The 16,507-nt window shown below is 38.7% G+C and carries 11 protein-coding genes; 3 read left to right on the top strand and 8 right to left on the bottom strand.

The genetic code is table 11. From position 1 onward, the window contains the following. Positions 1 to 80 precede the first annotated feature (80 nt). From OQX63_RS10815 to mutL, 6 genes are all read right to left on the bottom strand, one after another. Positions 81 to 2,807: a carboxypeptidase regulatory-like domain-containing protein gene (locus tag OQX63_RS10815; protein ID WP_265850887.1), complete on the bottom strand. Its 2,727-nt coding sequence runs from the start codon at positions 2,805 to 2,807 to the stop codon at positions 81 to 83. Positions 2,808 to 3,261: 454 nt separating this feature from the next. Next, positions 3,262 to 3,894: an NAD(P)H-dependent oxidoreductase gene (locus tag OQX63_RS10810; RefSeq protein ID WP_265850886.1), complete on the bottom strand. Its 633-nt coding sequence runs from the start codon at positions 3,892 to 3,894 to the stop codon at positions 3,262 to 3,264. Between the two features lie 888 nt (positions 3,895 to 4,782). Continuing rightward, entirely contained in the window at positions 4,783 to 5,865 is a 1,083-nt protein-coding gene (locus tag OQX63_RS10805; RefSeq protein ID WP_265850885.1) for an endonuclease/exonuclease/phosphatase family protein, read from the bottom strand. A 29-nt stretch (positions 5,866 to 5,894) separates the two neighbouring features. Further along, complete coding sequence (locus OQX63_RS10800) at positions 5,895 to 6,749, bottom strand: rhomboid family intramembrane serine protease (RefSeq protein ID WP_265850884.1); 855 nt, start codon at positions 6,747 to 6,749, stop codon at positions 5,895 to 5,897. Continuing rightward, complete coding sequence (locus OQX63_RS10795) at positions 6,742 to 7,473, bottom strand: rhomboid family intramembrane serine protease (RefSeq protein ID WP_090501023.1); 732 nt, start codon at positions 7,471 to 7,473, stop codon at positions 6,742 to 6,744. The genes OQX63_RS10800 and OQX63_RS10795 overlap by 8 nt, the downstream gene beginning before the upstream one ends. 107 nt (positions 7,474 to 7,580) lie before the next feature. Continuing rightward, the gene (gene mutL / locus OQX63_RS10790; protein ID WP_265850883.1) at positions 7,581 to 9,416 is read right to left on the bottom strand and encodes a DNA mismatch repair endonuclease MutL; all 1,836 of its coding nucleotides are present in this window, start codon (positions 9,414 to 9,416) and stop codon (positions 7,581 to 7,583) included. A 1,038-nt stretch (positions 9,417 to 10,454) separates the two neighbouring features. Here mutL and OQX63_RS10785 point away from each other — a divergent pair. The 3 genes from OQX63_RS10785 (at position 10,455) to OQX63_RS10775 (ending at position 14,488) form a co-directional block, all read left to right on the top strand. Further along, positions 10,455 to 12,089 carry an amidohydrolase gene (locus OQX63_RS10785; RefSeq protein WP_265850882.1) on the top strand — a complete coding sequence of 545 codons (1,635 nt, stop codon included), beginning with the start codon at positions 10,455 to 10,457 and terminating at the stop codon, positions 12,087 to 12,089. After that, the gene (locus OQX63_RS10780; RefSeq protein ID WP_265850881.1) at positions 12,076 to 13,893 is read left to right on the top strand and encodes a serine hydrolase domain-containing protein; all 1,818 of its coding nucleotides are present in this window, start codon (positions 12,076 to 12,078) and stop codon (positions 13,891 to 13,893) included. Before OQX63_RS10785 ends, OQX63_RS10780 begins: the two co-directional genes overlap by 14 nt. A gap of 73 nt (positions 13,894 to 13,966) precedes the next feature. After that, positions 13,967 to 14,488: a hypothetical protein gene (locus OQX63_RS10775; protein ID WP_265850879.1), complete on the top strand. Its 522-nt coding sequence runs from the start codon at positions 13,967 to 13,969 to the stop codon at positions 14,486 to 14,488. A 57-nt stretch (positions 14,489 to 14,545) separates the two neighbouring features. Here the strand turns inward: OQX63_RS10775 and OQX63_RS10770 are convergent, their stop codons facing one another. Next, a complete protein-coding gene (locus OQX63_RS10770) occupies positions 14,546 to 15,388 on the bottom strand; it encodes a DUF6929 family protein (RefSeq protein ID WP_265850878.1) in 843 nt (280 codons plus the stop codon). 96 nt (positions 15,389 to 15,484) lie between these two features. Continuing rightward, positions 15,485 to 16,447 (bottom strand): isopenicillin N synthase family dioxygenase, encoded by a 963-nt coding sequence (locus OQX63_RS10765; RefSeq protein ID WP_265850877.1) that lies wholly within the window; start codon positions 16,445 to 16,447, stop codon positions 15,485 to 15,487. Positions 16,448 to 16,507 lie beyond the last annotated feature (60 nt).

The following is a 16,507-nucleotide window of genomic DNA, read 5'->3' as shown; positions in this document are numbered from 1 at the left end:
AGATGTGAGATGTAAGATGTAAGATGGATGAGGGAAAGGAATCCAGTACCATCATCCATCTTACATTTTCCATCAACTATCTATTTTACGGTGTACTTAAAAACCGATCTTCCTAAATTTCCATTGGCATCTATACCTTCAATAATTACTTTGTACTGTCCTTTACCATCAGCGTTGTAATATTCAAAAGAAGCATTACCCGTTGCATCCGTAACTACTTTAGGGTTCCAGTAAATGGTGGTTCTTAAATCGTTCCGGTTCATGCTGGCAGGTACGTCATATTTAGGTGAATAGAACTGTTTTTCTTTGTTATAACCTTGTGGCGAGAAGGTAAGCTCATAGTATTTAGGAAGCATATCCATTAACTGAGCTTTTGTAATCCTGGTACCTTTAGGTGCTTTTTTCTGGTTAAATACAATTACACCATTTACATTGTTGGCACGGTTTACCAAACCTAAATCATCTCTTAAAAATACCTCAACCGATTCGAGTTGGTTAACATCTATAGTATTAATCTGGTTTACATCCACATTCATACCGTTAATGAAAATACCCATCGGGATTTTTTTGCCCTGGTTGTAATCGCGGGTTACATAAAAGTTATTATCGGCAAAGGTAACGCCTGCCAGCATGCCTTGTAAGCAGTTAATCAATAAACCACAACCCTTAAACCGATCGCCGCTCACTTCATGGTCGGCCATTTGGCTTAGTCCGCTCAATGCAGGGTAATCCTTATGACTTACTTTCGGAACCACTGCGGCTTTAATGGTTACATCTTTTAATGTATGTAGGTAGGCATATTGTCTTTTACTGTTATCTAAATAACTGGTTAAAGCACTATCGATATTTAAAACCTCTTCGGCTGCACTAAAATTTCTGGTTAGTGTTGGTATCGGTGCACCATTTAAGCTTAAAGTCATGTTTTTATAGTTTACATTGTACTTAGCAGTAATGGTTACTTTCGATGAATCGTTAAATACCAGGTTTGAGAATTTAAAGTTTCCTACCGGATCTGTTGTACCTTCCTGGTTAAAGCGTTTATCTGGAATGCTCAAAAGCAACGCGCCCTTCCTCACCGGAATGCCGTTGTTTTGACGTAAAATACCAGAAATTTCTATGCCCTGTTCTGGTAAGAAATCAATTTTTGGCAATTTATTGGCAATGATGTCGGTATATTTAAAACTGCGGTAACCCTGGGTGAGGAGCAGTACATCTAAATCTGCATTTTTCTTGGCATCAGGCGCATTAAAGTAATAATTTGCTTTTTCAATGTAACCTTTAACATCGCTGCTTAATAACAGGCCTGTTAATATTGTACTGGTTGCATCTTCGCTGGATGGAACTTTGGTTTCATCTACAACAGCTACCGAGAAGCTACCTTCTACAGGGGCGCCATCTTTTTTGGCAGCCACATTTATCTTAACCTTTTTCTTGATTCCATAAGTAGTTGCAGCACTGGTTAGCGTTACCGCCATGGTATTTTTATGCTGAACAAAAACCAAGCGTTCGCTCAATGGTTTACCAAATTCATTAAATAAGGTAAATTGCGCAATTCCATTCGGGAATTTAGATTTAAGTACGGTTGTATTGTATTCTTTGTTTGATAATGCCGTTTGTGCACCATAGCAGATCACGCCTTTGCTCTGCGCAATTAAATAAAACTTTTTGCCTTGGTTTTGCTCAAAGAAAGCATCATTGGCTGCAATTTTTATGGCCACATTATCTGCATTGCTGTTATCGATATTGATTGCAATCCCATTTGCTGCAACTGCAGGCAAATTATAGTTTTGAGTAGTACCATCAGCATAAGTAACTGTCGCTTTGTAGGTTTTTCCAGCTTCTGCCAACAAGTTAAAACTGCCCATTCCTAGATGCTGAGCGGTAAAGGCAGCAACAGTTTTGCCATCGTTATCGGTTATTGTACCTTTTGAGTTAATACCCAAACCATCACTTTTAATGGCCTTAAAAGCGACTTTATTGTTTAAGCCAGCAATTAAACTCCCACCTTCAGGAAAAAATTGAAAATCTTTGCTTACGATTGCATTTTTAAGCTGGAAGCTGCTGCTTGCCACATCTTTATCCGTGGTATTAATGCTGGTAATCAATTCACCTTTTTGTAATTGATACTCTGCCTTCTGTGCATTGCTCATGGCGATGGTTAAATAACCATTGGCATCTGTTGTGCCTCTGCCTTTGGCAATTACAGTATAACTGGTCACTACCTGCCAGCTCACATTTTTATTGGCAAAGGGTTTATTGTTGGCATCTTTAAATTGTACACGCGCATCAATTTTTTCTAATTTATCTGTAGAGGTATTTTTATAAGTAATGTGGGTTTTTACCTCTTTATCAATGGCTTCGCCTACGTAAAAAGTTTTGTTAAAATAAGCAGGATCATCACTGTTAAGCATCCATAAAGTGTAAGCCCTGATGTGATAGTTACCCTGTTTATAGTTAATCTGATCTAAAGGAAAGCTGCCATAAGCAAAACCACCGGTAATGGGTAATTTTAAGGTTTGGATCAGCGAATCTTTCTGGTTGATCACATCTACATAAATGATTTTACTGATGCCAGATAAAAAATTCTGGTTTTCGGTAACATAAGCTTTAAACCAAACCGTGTCGGCTACTGCATAATAAGGTTTGTCAAAATGAAGGTAAATCTTTTCAGCAGGGTAATCGCTCAATACCTTATTGGTTTTGGTAATGATGGTATTTATACTTACAGTATCGGTTTGGGCCGAAGAAGAAAAACTTAGTGCTGATAAGAGTAACAGTATGATAAACGATAATCTAAAAATCTTCATGGATTGGATATTAAAGCCCGTAAATATATCCAATTATAAAGAGAGCGCCTAAATTGTAGGGAGGTTTAACATTTTTTTACACAAAATCCCACGTTTATCGTCATCCTGAACTTGTTTCATGATCTAAGAATGAAGTGCTTTTTAAGTTAACTGGTTAATTGTTTAAACCGGTTAATTGTAAGCTGAAAAATTGAAAACTAAGAACTGTTTAAATCGGTTAATCGACAGCAGGCTTCAGACTAACCGCCTGCGTCATTGCTAGAAGGCTTTTCAGCCGACGAAGCAATCTTTTCAATGGAGTTAAATTTATTAGGTAAAGATTGCTTCACGCCGATCCACTGGCGGCGCTTCGGTTCGCAATGACGGATTTTGTTTTGAGATACCCAATATAAAAAACTATAAACAAAACAGGCCGCTAAAAGCGGCCTGTTTTAAATATAATGTTGTTTGCCTGTTATTTAAATTCAATTAAGAATTCATCTTTTGGTGTACGTACTTTTTTAAGGTTCACTAACCAATCGCCAGCTTCGTCCCTGTGGCCTAAAGGCAATAAGGTAACACTTTTCAACCCTTTTTTATCTAAACCTAAAAGTTCATCTAAGGCAGGTCCGTTAAAACCTTCCATTGGTGTAGCATCTACTTTTAATACTGCAGCTTCTGCAATGGCGATACCGAAAGCAATATACGCCTGACGGGCTGCATGGTTGAAGTTTTCTTCTGCAGTTCTGGATAAAAGCATGCCTTTAAGTTGTGCCTTATAAGCATCTGTCGTGTCTAAAGGTAAACCACGCTCTGCATTCATTCTGTCAAAAACTTCATCTATACCTTCTTCTGTGTAATTTTCGTTTGCTGCGAAAATCAGGAGGTGAGAAGAATCGATCACTTGCGATTGGTTAAAAGCAATCGGTGCAATTTTTTCCTTTAATTCCTGGTTGGTTACCACAATCACTTTAAAAGGCTGCAAACCAGATGATGTTGGGGCCAGATGTGCTGCAGCAATAATTTTATCAACTTTTTCTTGATCAACAGGTTGACCATTCATTTTCTTAACGGCATAACGCCAGTTTAGGGCATCTATTAAGCTCATATTTTGAAGATTTTTTTTAAAATTTATAAGGCAAATATGGAAATAACGAATAAACCTATTGTTGATGTATGGTAAGAAAATATAACAAAGCGTTATTCAGTCGCTATTTATATAGGAATTCATCATTGTAATTGATGATATATTTCTCTTTACACCCTCATCCTGAACTTGTTTCAGGATCTTTCGGTCGGGTAATTTATTATCGGTTGGTGTCTGACCGACCGAAATGGAATAAATTCAGATGACGAATTATGAAAGAGTTTTATTAAAATTAGGAAATGAATGGATTGTGGTTCTTGGAGGTTTTCAGCCCTGCTTTACGCTTTACTCCGTTGCACTTCGTGTTCGCTCCAATCAGGTTTAGGAACAAGGGTTCTGCACCCTGCAGCCCCAAATATGAAATGCAACTGCGGCCACCTAGCCCCGGTTGCAGTGTTACCCTGCAGCAACGAGGTACGAGGAAGCGAAGCGTAAAAGCGGAAAACGGGAAGAAACTTGGTGTCTTGTAGAGGCAATGCGCTCCAAATATGAAATGTAATTTTTAGAATTAGGAAATGAATGGATTGTGGTTTCTGGCGGTTTTCAGTCCCGCTTTTATTTCAAGTCCTCGCTGCGCTGTGGGCTTTACATGGCAATCGGGTTTATGAACAAGGGTTCTGCACCCTGCAACCCCAAAAATGAAATGCAACTGCGGCCACCTAGCCCCGGTTGCAGTGTTACCCTGCAGCAACGAGGCACGAGGAAGCGAAGCGTAAAAGCGGAAAACGGGAAGAAACTTGGTGTCTTGTAGAGGCAATGCGCTCCATATGAAAGATCCTTAAACCACAATCGAAAGTGTAGCTTTTTCCATCGCCATGGTTCGTGTCTTCACGCACCATAAGATCGGCCTTAGGGGATAAACCTCAAATCACTCCTTACCGGAAAATGATCAGATAATTTAGCCTGGGTAATTTTGTAATTTAATACCTCAAGTTCTTTGGAAGTGGCAATATAATCGATCTGAAAATTAGGGAATTTACCATTATAGGTTTTGCCAAAACCATTGCCTTTTTTAATAAAACTATTGTTTAAGCCGGCTGTAATCTGCGTAACTACGTAAGATGCTGGCGTATCATTAAAATCGCCTGCAATAAGGTAGGGTGTTTTGCAGGTGGCCATTTCCTTTTTCATAATATCTACCTGACCGCTACGTTTAAAAAAAGCACTTTTCAGCATTCTTAAAATTCGTTTAGATGGCTGTAGTTCGGTATTCATTTCCTTAACCTTATCTAGGTATTCATAATCCTGTTTTTCGAAAGAAATAGATTGAAAATGTACATTGTAAACCCTTAAGGTTTTGCCTTTAATATTTAAATCAGCATAAATACTCATGTTGCCGGGATAGCCCTCAACAAAAGGGATTTTGCCAGAATTTTTGATGGGGAATTTAGAAAATATAGCTAAACCTGTGGCTTCGTAATCGTTTTTATTGGTGGGTACAAAGTAATAATATTTGGTGTTTAGCAGTACCTTTAAGCTATCAACCGTATCAAATGCACCTTTGTAGCGGGTAAAAAACTCCTGAAAGCAGATAATATCAGGATTTTGGTCTTTCACTACCTGGAGCATTTTTTCTTTTACCGATTCGGTATTGTCTTCGCCATATAGTTTAAAACTATGTACATTATAGGTCATCATTCTGATGCTATGATCAGCCTTTTCGGCACCACCTTCATCGCCGCCAATGGCAAAGGTGGCTTTTAAAGTTTTGGCACCAAATGCGATAACCAAAATGGTAGCGATTGCAAAAACCCATTTTTTGCTTAAAAACCACCAAACCAGGAAGATAATATTAGCGAATAGGACAAAGGGATAGGCAAGTCCGAAAAAAGCAATAATGGCGTGTTTTCTTGGATCCATATTTCCGGCCAGCACTCCTAAAAGCAAAGCTATTGCCAAAAGAACGGCAATAGGCAAGAGGAGTTTATCCATGAAATTGTATTTCTTCTTTTTCGTGGCCATTAATCTTTACTTGCCTTAAATAGTTTTTCTTTTTCTACGGCTGTTAATTTATCGTATCCTGAAGTAGATATTTTATCTAAAATGGTATCTATTTCCTGTTGTGATACACCACCTTTGAATTCAGGTTTTTTAACAGGTTTTTCATTCCGAACTACCTTTAGTTTCGGCTTGCGCTCAAACACTTTGCTCCAGTCTCTTCCGTTTTGCAAACTTTTAATGAAAGTGAAGCCTAAAAGTGCACCGCCAATATGCGCTAAACTTCCACCAGCATTTATGGAGCCGATAGCAATAAAATCAAGAATAAAATAGACAATGGCAATCCACTTAATTTTAACCTCACCGAAGAAAAGCAGCATGATGCTGTAATTTGGTACCAGTGTTGCCGTAGCAAAAATAATGGCCATTACGGCGGCTGATGCACCAATAATGGTTACGCCAGTTAATCCATCAGCATAAACAGGGAATATATTTAATGCAGCAAGGGCAAATAAACCACCAAACAAGCCACCTGCGAGGTACACAAAATGAAATTGCCTGCTTTTTAAGAAATTCATAAATATGTTGCCGAACCAAAATAAGCCGAGCATGTTAAACAAAACGTGGAGAATCCCGTCATGAAAAAACATATACGTGAATAGGGTATAAAAACGTTCGGGTAGTTTTGAAATACTGGCAGGTAGGCCTACATATTCTCTGATCCATAAATTAGCATCGATGGGAATGCGGCCAAAAAATACAATCAGGCCAATAATAGCGGTAACTAAAAACAGGATTACATTAATCCCAATGTAAAAGAATAATGGGTTGCCCGATTGAAAAACCTTGTATTTTAAATCTTTGAAAGTATTATTCATAGAGGGTATAAAATGTATCGTTTTTATCTTTCCATATTTTAACCAGTATAAAGCCGATTAAGGCCCCACCCAGGTGCGCATAATGGGCAATAGAATCGCCTTCAAACTGGGCAACACCCAAAGATAACTCTACTAAAATATAAATGGGTATAATATATTTAGCTTTTACCGGAACCGGAATAAACATGATTAATAATTCGGCATTTGGATAAAGCATACCAAAGGCAACCAGTAAACCAAAAATAGCACCAGAAGCGCCAACCATGCCGCCAAAATAAATACTCCTGAGGGTAACTGCCTGCGCCATAGAGAGTTGTGAAGTATTAAACTCGCCTTGAAATAATGCGTTAAGGTTTATTTTTCCATTATTGGTGGCGCTGCCTATAATCTGGTGTACCTCGTAAGCCTGCACGGCCCACTGCAATGCCAATGCGCCCAATCCGGTAATGAAATAAAAAATAATAAACTTTTTGCCACCCCATCTCGATTCGAGAATGCTTCCAAAAGAATACAAAGCAAACATGTTAAAAAAGATGTGTGCTATGCCACCATGCATAAACATATAGCTAATGGGCTGCCATATCTGAAACTTCGGAGAATCAAAATAATATACCGCTAACCGATCATCCAGGTGGAGCGTGGTGAGCAGGTAACTGGCTACGAAAAATAAAACGTTAATAATCAGTAGGTTTTTTACTACCGGTGGAATATATATGTTATTCATTTAATTTTTTTCTTGTTTTTAAGCGGCAAAGTTTAATCTTCAATTGTTTTCCCTAAACCCTAAACCCTAAACCCTAAACCCTAAACCCTAAACCCTAAACCCTAAACCTATTTCTCAAACTTCTTATCCAGCTCGGCCAAAGTAATGGTTTGGATAATCGGCTTGCCACTCACGCTAAAGTTAGGCGTTTTACAGGCAAAAAGCTCATCAATCAAGGTGTTCATTTCCTCTTGGCCAAGGCTTGTCCCTGCTTTTATCGCACTGTTTTTAGCCAGGCTTCTAGCGAGGCTATCGCGTTTACTCAGTTTTAATTCTTGTTGTGAGTTTTTAAAGCCCTCAATCAACTGTTCAAATAATTGCGTTTCATTAATATTGCTGCTGCCCAGATCAACCGGTACGCCTTCTACTACCAACGTATTTTTCCCAAATTCCCGTACATCGAAGCCCAAACTTTTTATATCCTCCAATAAACTTTTAGCCAATTCAAAATCATTGGCATTAAGTGTAATGGTTTGCGGAAATAAACTCTGCTGCGATGCGCCTTTGCGGTCGTCAAGATGTACGAGAAAACGTTCATAAAGGATTCGCTCATGTGCCATTTGCTGATCAATAACCATCAAACCCGACTTGATCTGCGAAACAATGTAACGGTTATGCAATTGCATATATTGTTTCTGTTTGGTTTCTATAACAGTCTCATCAGCATAAATAGAAGTTTGCGCTACAACAGGTTGTTCGGTTATATCGTAAAGAGAACCCCAATTTTTGGCACTCGGTTTTGCATCGTAATTTCTTGGCGACGTAGCGTAACCAGAGGTAGAGCTGCTATCGCTGGCAAATGGATTAAAATCAGGATTGAAATTAATGCTCGGTGGCACAATATCTTCAACCGCTTTATGCGTAATCATATTACTAAAACCCGTTTCCTGATCAAAATCTAAAGTTGGGGAGATATTGTATCGTCCGATAGACCGTTTTACTGCCGATCTCATGATTGCATAAATCGACTTTTCATCAAGGTATTTAATCTCTGTTTTAGTAGGATGTACGTTTACATCGATTTTAGATGGATCGATCTCAATAAACAATACATATAGCGGGTAACTATCATCAGGCAATAACTCTTCAAAAGCAGAGCTTACCGCGTGGTTTAAGTAAGGGTCTTTAATAAAACGGTTATTCACAAAAAAGAACTGTTCGCCCCTGGTTTTTTTTGCAAAAGCAGGTTTTCCGATATATCCTTTCAGGTTGATGATCGTGGTTTCTTCTTCAACGGGAACCAGACGTTCGTTATAGTTGTTCCCGAAAAGATGAACGATACGCTGTTTTAAATTGCCTTTTGGCAGGTTGAAAATTTCAACCCCATCGTGGTGGAGGCTAAAAAAAACACCCGGATGTGCCAATGCTACGCGCTGAAATTCATCCAGGATATGGCGCATTTCTACCGGATTACTTTTAAGGAAGTTTCTTCTGGCGGGCGTGTTAAAAAACAGGTTTTTAATCGAAATCTGCGTTCCGGGAGCGGTAGCTACGGGTTCCTGATTGGTTACCTGTGCGCCTTCAATAGAGATGCACGTACCTATTTCATCTTCATGCCTGCGGGTTTTCATTTCTACCTGTGCAATGGCCGCAATAGAAGCCATGGCTTCACCACGGAAACCCATGGTGCGGATAGCGAATAAATCTTCAGCTTTTTTTACTTTAGATGTAGCATGGCGTTCGAAACACATCCTTGCATCGGTAACGCTCATTCCACAGCCATTATCAATAATCTGAATCAATGCCTTGCCAGCATCTTTTACTACCAGTTGAATTTTATCTGCGCCGGCATCTATCGAGTTTTCGAGCAATTCTTTTACTGCAGAAGCAGGTCGTTGAACAACTTCTCCGGCAGCAATTTGATTGGCAACAGCATCAGGCAATAAGTGAATAATATCAGTCATGTAGTAAGGCAAAGTGAATTCGCTAAATTATGCAAAATAAGCTTAAGGAACCTGATTTGTTTAAAACTCAACATGTAAATGACTGTTGGTAAATAGGATTGAATTGCTACCTGTCCTTCTGAACGTAGTGAAGAATCTTTGTCGGGAACAATTTGTTATTCATGCCGAGGTTTTTTTTGAAAAGCAGGTTCCTGTATCAATTGGTTCCGGTAGTCCTGCTGTACACTATACTTTTGGCTCCCCTTCGACTCCGCTCAGGGTGACAGCCAAAAAGATGCCGTTCCCATCAGGTTTATTTTATAGGCCTGGCGTTCTGAACTACTGAAAATTTTTCCCCACGTTTACTGGTATTTAATTCACTCAAGATATATTCTCCGTGCTTTCCGTGCCTCCGTGGCAAAAAAATATTATCAATAATACAGCAGTCTTAACGAAATGCTAGGAGAAAGGAAAGTGGTCTGTGGAGACAGGCCACGGATTTGGCTGTCCTTCTGAACGTAGTGAAGAATCTTTGTCAGGAACAATTTGTTATTCCTGCCGAGGTTTTTTTTGAAAAGCAGGTTCCTGTATCAATTGGTTCCGGTAGTCCTGCTGTACACTATACTTTTGGCTCCCCTTCGACTCCGCTCAGGGTGACAGCCAAAAAGGTGCCGTTCCCATCAGGTTTATTTTACGTAGGCCTGGCATTCTGAACTACTGAAAGTTTTTCCCAGGCTTACTGGTATTTAATTCACTCAAGATATATTCTCCGTGCTTTCTGTGCCTCCGTGGCAAAAAAATATTATCAATAATACAGCAGTCTTAACGAAATGCTAAGAGAAAGGAAAGTGGTCTGTGGAGACAGGCCACGGATTTGGCTGTCATTCTGAACGCAGTGAAGAATCTTTTACCGAATAAATATAGTCACTGAATTAGCCAGAAGAATTAAACAGATGTGCTGATCGGTTACAGATGCTTCGTGCCTCAGCATGACAATAGACATTTCTGTAAAACCGAATTTACAAATCCAAATGCTTTCAATTTTCTATCTTTATCGATATGAAACCCATCCTATACAGCCTTTTGCTTACTTTACTTTTTACTTCCTGCTCTAAAAAAGAAACAGTTGATTTAATTGTTTACAACGCCAAAGTTTATACCGTTAACAGTAAGTTTGATACGGTTGAAGCTTTCGCAGTAAAAGGTGGAAAAATCCTCGCGCTGGGTAAAAGTGATGAGATAAAAGGTAAATATAGTGCCAAAGAAGAAGTTAATGCCAATGGAAAAGCTATATATCCAGGTTTTATAGATGCACATGCACATTTTTATGGTTATGGGCAAAGTTTGCAGTCAGCCGATCTGCGGGAAACAAAGTCGTGGAATGAAGTACTTGCACGTTTAACAGAATTTGCCAAAACGCATCCTGATGGCTGGTTAATTGGTAATGGATGGGACCAAAACGATTGGCAGGATAAAGCTTTCCCAACCAATGAAAAGTTGACAGCACTTTTTCCCGGTCGACCGGTGTTTTTAAACCGTATTGATGGGCACGCAGCTATTGCTAACCAAAAAGCATTGGATGATGCTGGTATTAAGAGTGAGCAAAAATTGGTAGGCGGCGATATGCTTACCCAAAATGGAAAACTCACCGGTGTGTTAATTGATAATGCTGTAACTTTAGTAGAACGTAAAATCCCATCACCAGATGCTAAGTTGGCCGAAAAAATATTTTTAGATGCACAAAAAAACTGTTTTGCTGCTGGCTTAACCACTATTGATGATTGCGGCTTGAGTTACCTGGCGGTAGAATTCATTGAAAAACTGCAGCAATCTAATAAATTGAAAATGAGGCTTTATGTAATGCTTTCAGATGAGCCTGATAATTATAAATATCTTTTTAACCGTGGCCCAATTAAAACCGATCGGTTAAATGTTCGGGCTTTTAAGGTATATGCCGACGGTGCTTTAGGTTCACGTGGTGCCTGCTTGCTTCATCCTTACAGCGACATGCAGAATAAAACAGGTTTTCTGTTGAGCAATCAGAAACATTTTGAAGAAGTAGCTACAAAAATTGCGGCCAATCATTTCCAGATGTGTACCCATGCTATTGGCGATTCTGCGAATCGGGTAATCCTGAATATCTACAATAAAATATTAAAGGGTAAAAACGATCAGCGCTGGCGTATCGAACATGCACAGGTAGTTAACACTAAAGATTTTGACCTGTTCGGCAAAGCCAGTATTATTCCTTCGGTTCAACCTACGCATGCTACTTCCGATATGTACTGGGCTAAACAGCGTTTAGGTGCCGAAAGGTTAAAAAGTGCTTATGCCTACAAACAATTGTTAAAACAAAATGGTTGGATTCCCCTGGGGACCGATTTCCCGGTAGAAAACATTAATCCATTATTAACGTTTTATGCAGCAACAGTAAGAGCAGATGTAAAAGGCTTTCCGAAAGGCGGCTTTCAGATTGAAAATGCTTTAACGCCAAAAGAAGCCTTACGCGGAATGACCATTTGGGCCGCCAAAGCCAATTTTGAGGAAGAAGAAAAAGGAAGTTTGGAGAAAGGGAAATTAGCTGATTTTGTTATGCTCGATCACGATATTTTAAAATCAACACCACAGAACATATTAAAAACCAAAGTCTTAAAAACCTATTTGAACGGAGAAAAAGTATATGAAGCGAAATAGATTGTGTATCCTGGCTGTAGCATTTTGCTGCAATGTTTTATGTTTAATAGCTTGCGCACAGGATCATACAGCGAATGAGAAAAAACTGGCTGTTGCCAATGCGATTGCTAACACAACAGTATTGTTAAACAACCAGGATGGAATTATTCCTTTGAAATCATTAGAGAAGAAGAATATTGCTTCGGTTAGCCTGGGTTTTGCCTATAGCATCGTTTTCGATAGTTTGGCCAATAAATACGATAAAATTACATCATTTTCTGCCGATTCTTATAAAGATAGCCTGAATTTGAACGATTTAGAAGATGACCTTAAATATTTCAATACCATTTTAATTGCTATTGATGATCAAAATGTAAATAAAGACAGATACATTAACTTCATTAATAATATCAGTAAAAATAAACAGGTAATTATCTCTTTTTTTGGTAACGGACCTGGCTTAAAATCATTTGATCTGTTAAAATCGCCAATTGTATGGGCCGGTCAGAACAATGCAGATGCGGCAGCCATTGTACCGCAATATATTTTTGGAGGCATTGCTGCTTCAAATAAGTTAACTACTGCTTATTCTTCTCGTTATACTACGGGCTCTGGTTTTACTACAACAGCCACGCGCTTAAAATACACTGTGCCCGAAGATGCAGGTTTAAATTCGAACAATTTAAAAGAAATCGATGCGATTGCTGCTGAAGCAATAGCACAGAAAGCTACTCCAGGACTGGTGGTTTTGGTCGCTAAGGATGGGAAGGTGATTTTTAATAAGGCTTATGGCACTCACACCTATGATACCAATGTGCCAGATAAGGTAACTGATATTTTTGATCTTGCTTCCGTAACCAAAATAACAGCGACAACACCTGCGGTAATGCGTTTGTTCGAAGAAGGAAAACTAAAGCTAGACACTAATATTGGCGCTTATATCCCTAAAGCGCGTACCACCCCAATGAACAATATCCAGGTGCGCGAGGTAATGTTACACCAGGCTGGTTTTATCCCTTACATTCCTTTTCATGATTATGTGAAAACCGGCGATTACAGCAGAGATTCATCTGCAGCATATCCAACAAAAGTAGCCGATAACTATTATATCAAAAAAGGCTTTTTTAAAGATTTTATGTGGCCAAAAATGCTCAATTCGCCAATAAAAACCCGTGGTAAATATGTGTACAGCGATATCAGTATGTATGTAATGAAAGATATTGTAGAGCACATCAGCGAAGAACCGCTAAATCAATATACTTACGAAAACTTTTATAAACCATTGGGCATGCAAACCGCAGGTTTCTTGCCACGGAACCGTTTTAAACCGGAGCAGATTATTCCAACAGAAATGGATACTTATTTCAGAAAAACGCTTTTAGTTGGCTACGTTCACGATCAGGGCGCAGCTTTGGCTGGTGGTGTATCTGGCCATGCGGGTTTATTTGCCAGCGCCAACGATCTGGCCATTATTTACCAGATGCTGTTGAACCATGGTACTTATGGTGGGGTGGAGTATTTCAAAAACTCAACAGTAGATATGTTTACGTCGAAACAATCAAATGTGAGTCGCAGGGGTTTGGGTTTCGATCGCTGGGATCCGGATAGTACCAAGCATTACCCTTCTAACTTGGCTTCACCACAAACTTATGGACATACGGGTTATACCGGAACCTGCGTTTGGGTAGATCCATCACGTGGTTTGGTTTATGTGTTTCTGTCAAATCGTGTTAACCCTACCGTTACCGATAAACTTTCTAACCTGAAAATCAGGGGTAGGATACAAGATGTGGTAAACAAAGCAATTGACGAATCGAAGAAATAGAATCAGCTAATCATTGATCAAGTTTATTTTTATTCTTAATTTCAGAACACAAACCTAGAAACAGCTTAATACTATGAAATTAATTAAAACATTAACTTTTTTATTGCCTTTTTTGGCAGTGATTTCAATCGCAAATGCACAGCAGATTAAAGATGGAGAAACCGTAAATGTAAACGGAATTGCTGTAACCTATTCTGTTACTAATAAAGAAAAGTTGACCATAAAAGACCAGGACTTCGACCGCTACAAAGTTTTAGCTTCTATAAAAAACAATACGGGCAAATCTTTTAACATCCGTTTGGCAAATTCATTGGATCTGTCGGGTATAAATAGTTCTAAAATAATAGAATTGGATTGTGTGAATGCCACAGGTGCGAGGTTAACCTCAAAAAAGGTTCAGGTGAGCATGAAAAGCCATTTAATTAATGTCACCTATCCTACAAAAGATAAAGACGGAAAATCAATCACAGCCATTATTCCGGTTACTGCCGGATACTATTTTGATGAAGGGCAGGTAATCGAAAACGATGCGATTTTTATTGTGCCGGCTGGAGAAACGCCAAAGGTTAGTGTAAGGAGTTTGTTGAAAAATTAAAATTTATAGTTGTCAACTTTTTGGAAAACAGGCTATTAAAGTTGACAGCTCTTCTATCTAAAAATTAATTACCAACTTATAAATTACCGTTTTAAGTTCTTCCGTATCGCGGTCTTCACATAAAAGAAATGTGGTCGTCCGCTCATTTTGATGAAGCAGTGTAAGGCCTTCGAACTTATGCCTGCCTGAGATTTTATTGCTAAAAGTTAGTTTTAGGTTTTGTAGGTTAATGCTGCCAATAAAACTGCCTAAAATTTCTCCATCAGCATAAGTAGATTTGGTATCCTCTGCTGTGGCAATGAAAAATATTTCATTTTTAACCAGGGTAGCATCAGTAAAAGATGATTCTACGTGATCAATATTTGCGAGTTTAAAGCTGTTAAATTTAATCCATTCGGCTTTGGTCAGATCGGTCCCTTCAATTTTAAATATACCATTCTTCGCATCGATCCCGTTGCCACGGTTAAAAAGCATCCATTCGGTTCCCGTAAAAATTGCACCTTCGAGGTTAAAATTCTCATCATCTATTCCGGCAATAGTTTTAAGCTTATTGTAGGTATCGGTCAGTTCTTTTTGAACAATTATTTGTGTTTTTATATCGAATTCGATCATCAGGTTTCTTTTAGGTGTAGAACCCGAACCTAAAATATAGAGTTTATCTCCATGTTGACAAAGGATTTCGAAATCAGGTTTTAAGGGTTTAGGGATATTTTCTAACTGACCGAGTGTTTTATCAAATAAGATCTGAATTTTACGTAGCTTCCTGGTTTTGATGTTATATTCGTTCAAATAGCCACTATTATCGCCAATGATATACAGCAAATCTTCCTGAAGGAACAAGCCTGAGGCAGAACCAATCCCGTCAATCTCGGCGAAAACTTCTAATTTTGTAGAATGCATATTTCAAAATAACAAAAAAGCACCGGTTTTAGCCGATGCTTTTATTTTTGTTTACGATTCGCGAGGGACTCATGACTGAGGACTCACGACTCCGAACTACTTCTTCAATCCAATTTCTCTTAATCGTTCATCTAAATACTCTCCAGCTGTCATATCGCTATAAGCTTTAGGATGTTCCGCATCAATGGTTGATGGTAAACTGGTTAAATCCATATCGCTGCGTGGGTGTAGAAAGAATGGTACAGAGAATCGTGAAGTTTTCATCAGCTCACGTGGAGGGTTTACCACTCTGTGCGTGGTCGATTTTAATTTGTTATTCGTTAAACGCTGTAACATATCGCCAACATTTACCACAATATCTGTATGATGTGCTTTAATTGGCAACCACTCATTGCTTCGTGTTAATACTTCAAGACCATCGGCACTGGCGCCAATGAGTAAGGTGATCAGGTTAATATCCTCATGTGCACCAGCACGTACCGCGTCATCAGGAATGGTTTCCGGATTTTCGATCGGGAAGTAGTGGATACCTCTCAAAATCGAATTTCCATTATGGACATGCTTATCGAAATAATTGATCGGCAATGCTAAATAGGTAGCTATGGCACGTAATAAATGCGTTCCGTTTTCTTCCAATTTTTTATAGATATCTCCCGTTACTTTATTAAATTCAGGTAACTCCTCTAAAATTTCGTTGTCAGGATATTCATTTTTAACAGGATCACCATCAGTAACTTCCTGCCCAATTTGCCAAAATTCTTTTAAATCGGGTGTTTTAGCACCTTTAGCCGTTTCTTTACCTGCACTAGTATAACCACGCTGACCTGCTAATTCTGGTTTTTCGTATTTCCTTTTGATTTCAATAGGTAACGAAAAGGCAGCTTTTATGTTTTCGTAAAGTTTATCAATTAATTCCTGGCTTAAACCATGGTTGGTAATGGTAACAAAACCCGAATCGTTAAAAGCCCTGCCCAGTTCATCAGAAAATTTTTTACGTTCTTCTTCAGAACCATTGATATAGGAACCTAAATCTAAACAAGGAATATACGGTGTTGACATAATTTTAAATTTTAATGTTATACGAATTTAGAAAGAATTGTTAATAAGTGCGTTTTGCTG

The sequence above is a fragment of the Pedobacter sp. PF22-3 genome, from assembly GCF_026239555.1.
Classification (GTDB): Bacteria; Bacteroidota; Bacteroidia; order Sphingobacteriales; family Sphingobacteriaceae; genus Pedobacter.
Note: the sequence above shows the minus strand (reverse complement) of the source record. Positions and strands in the feature narration are given on the sequence as shown.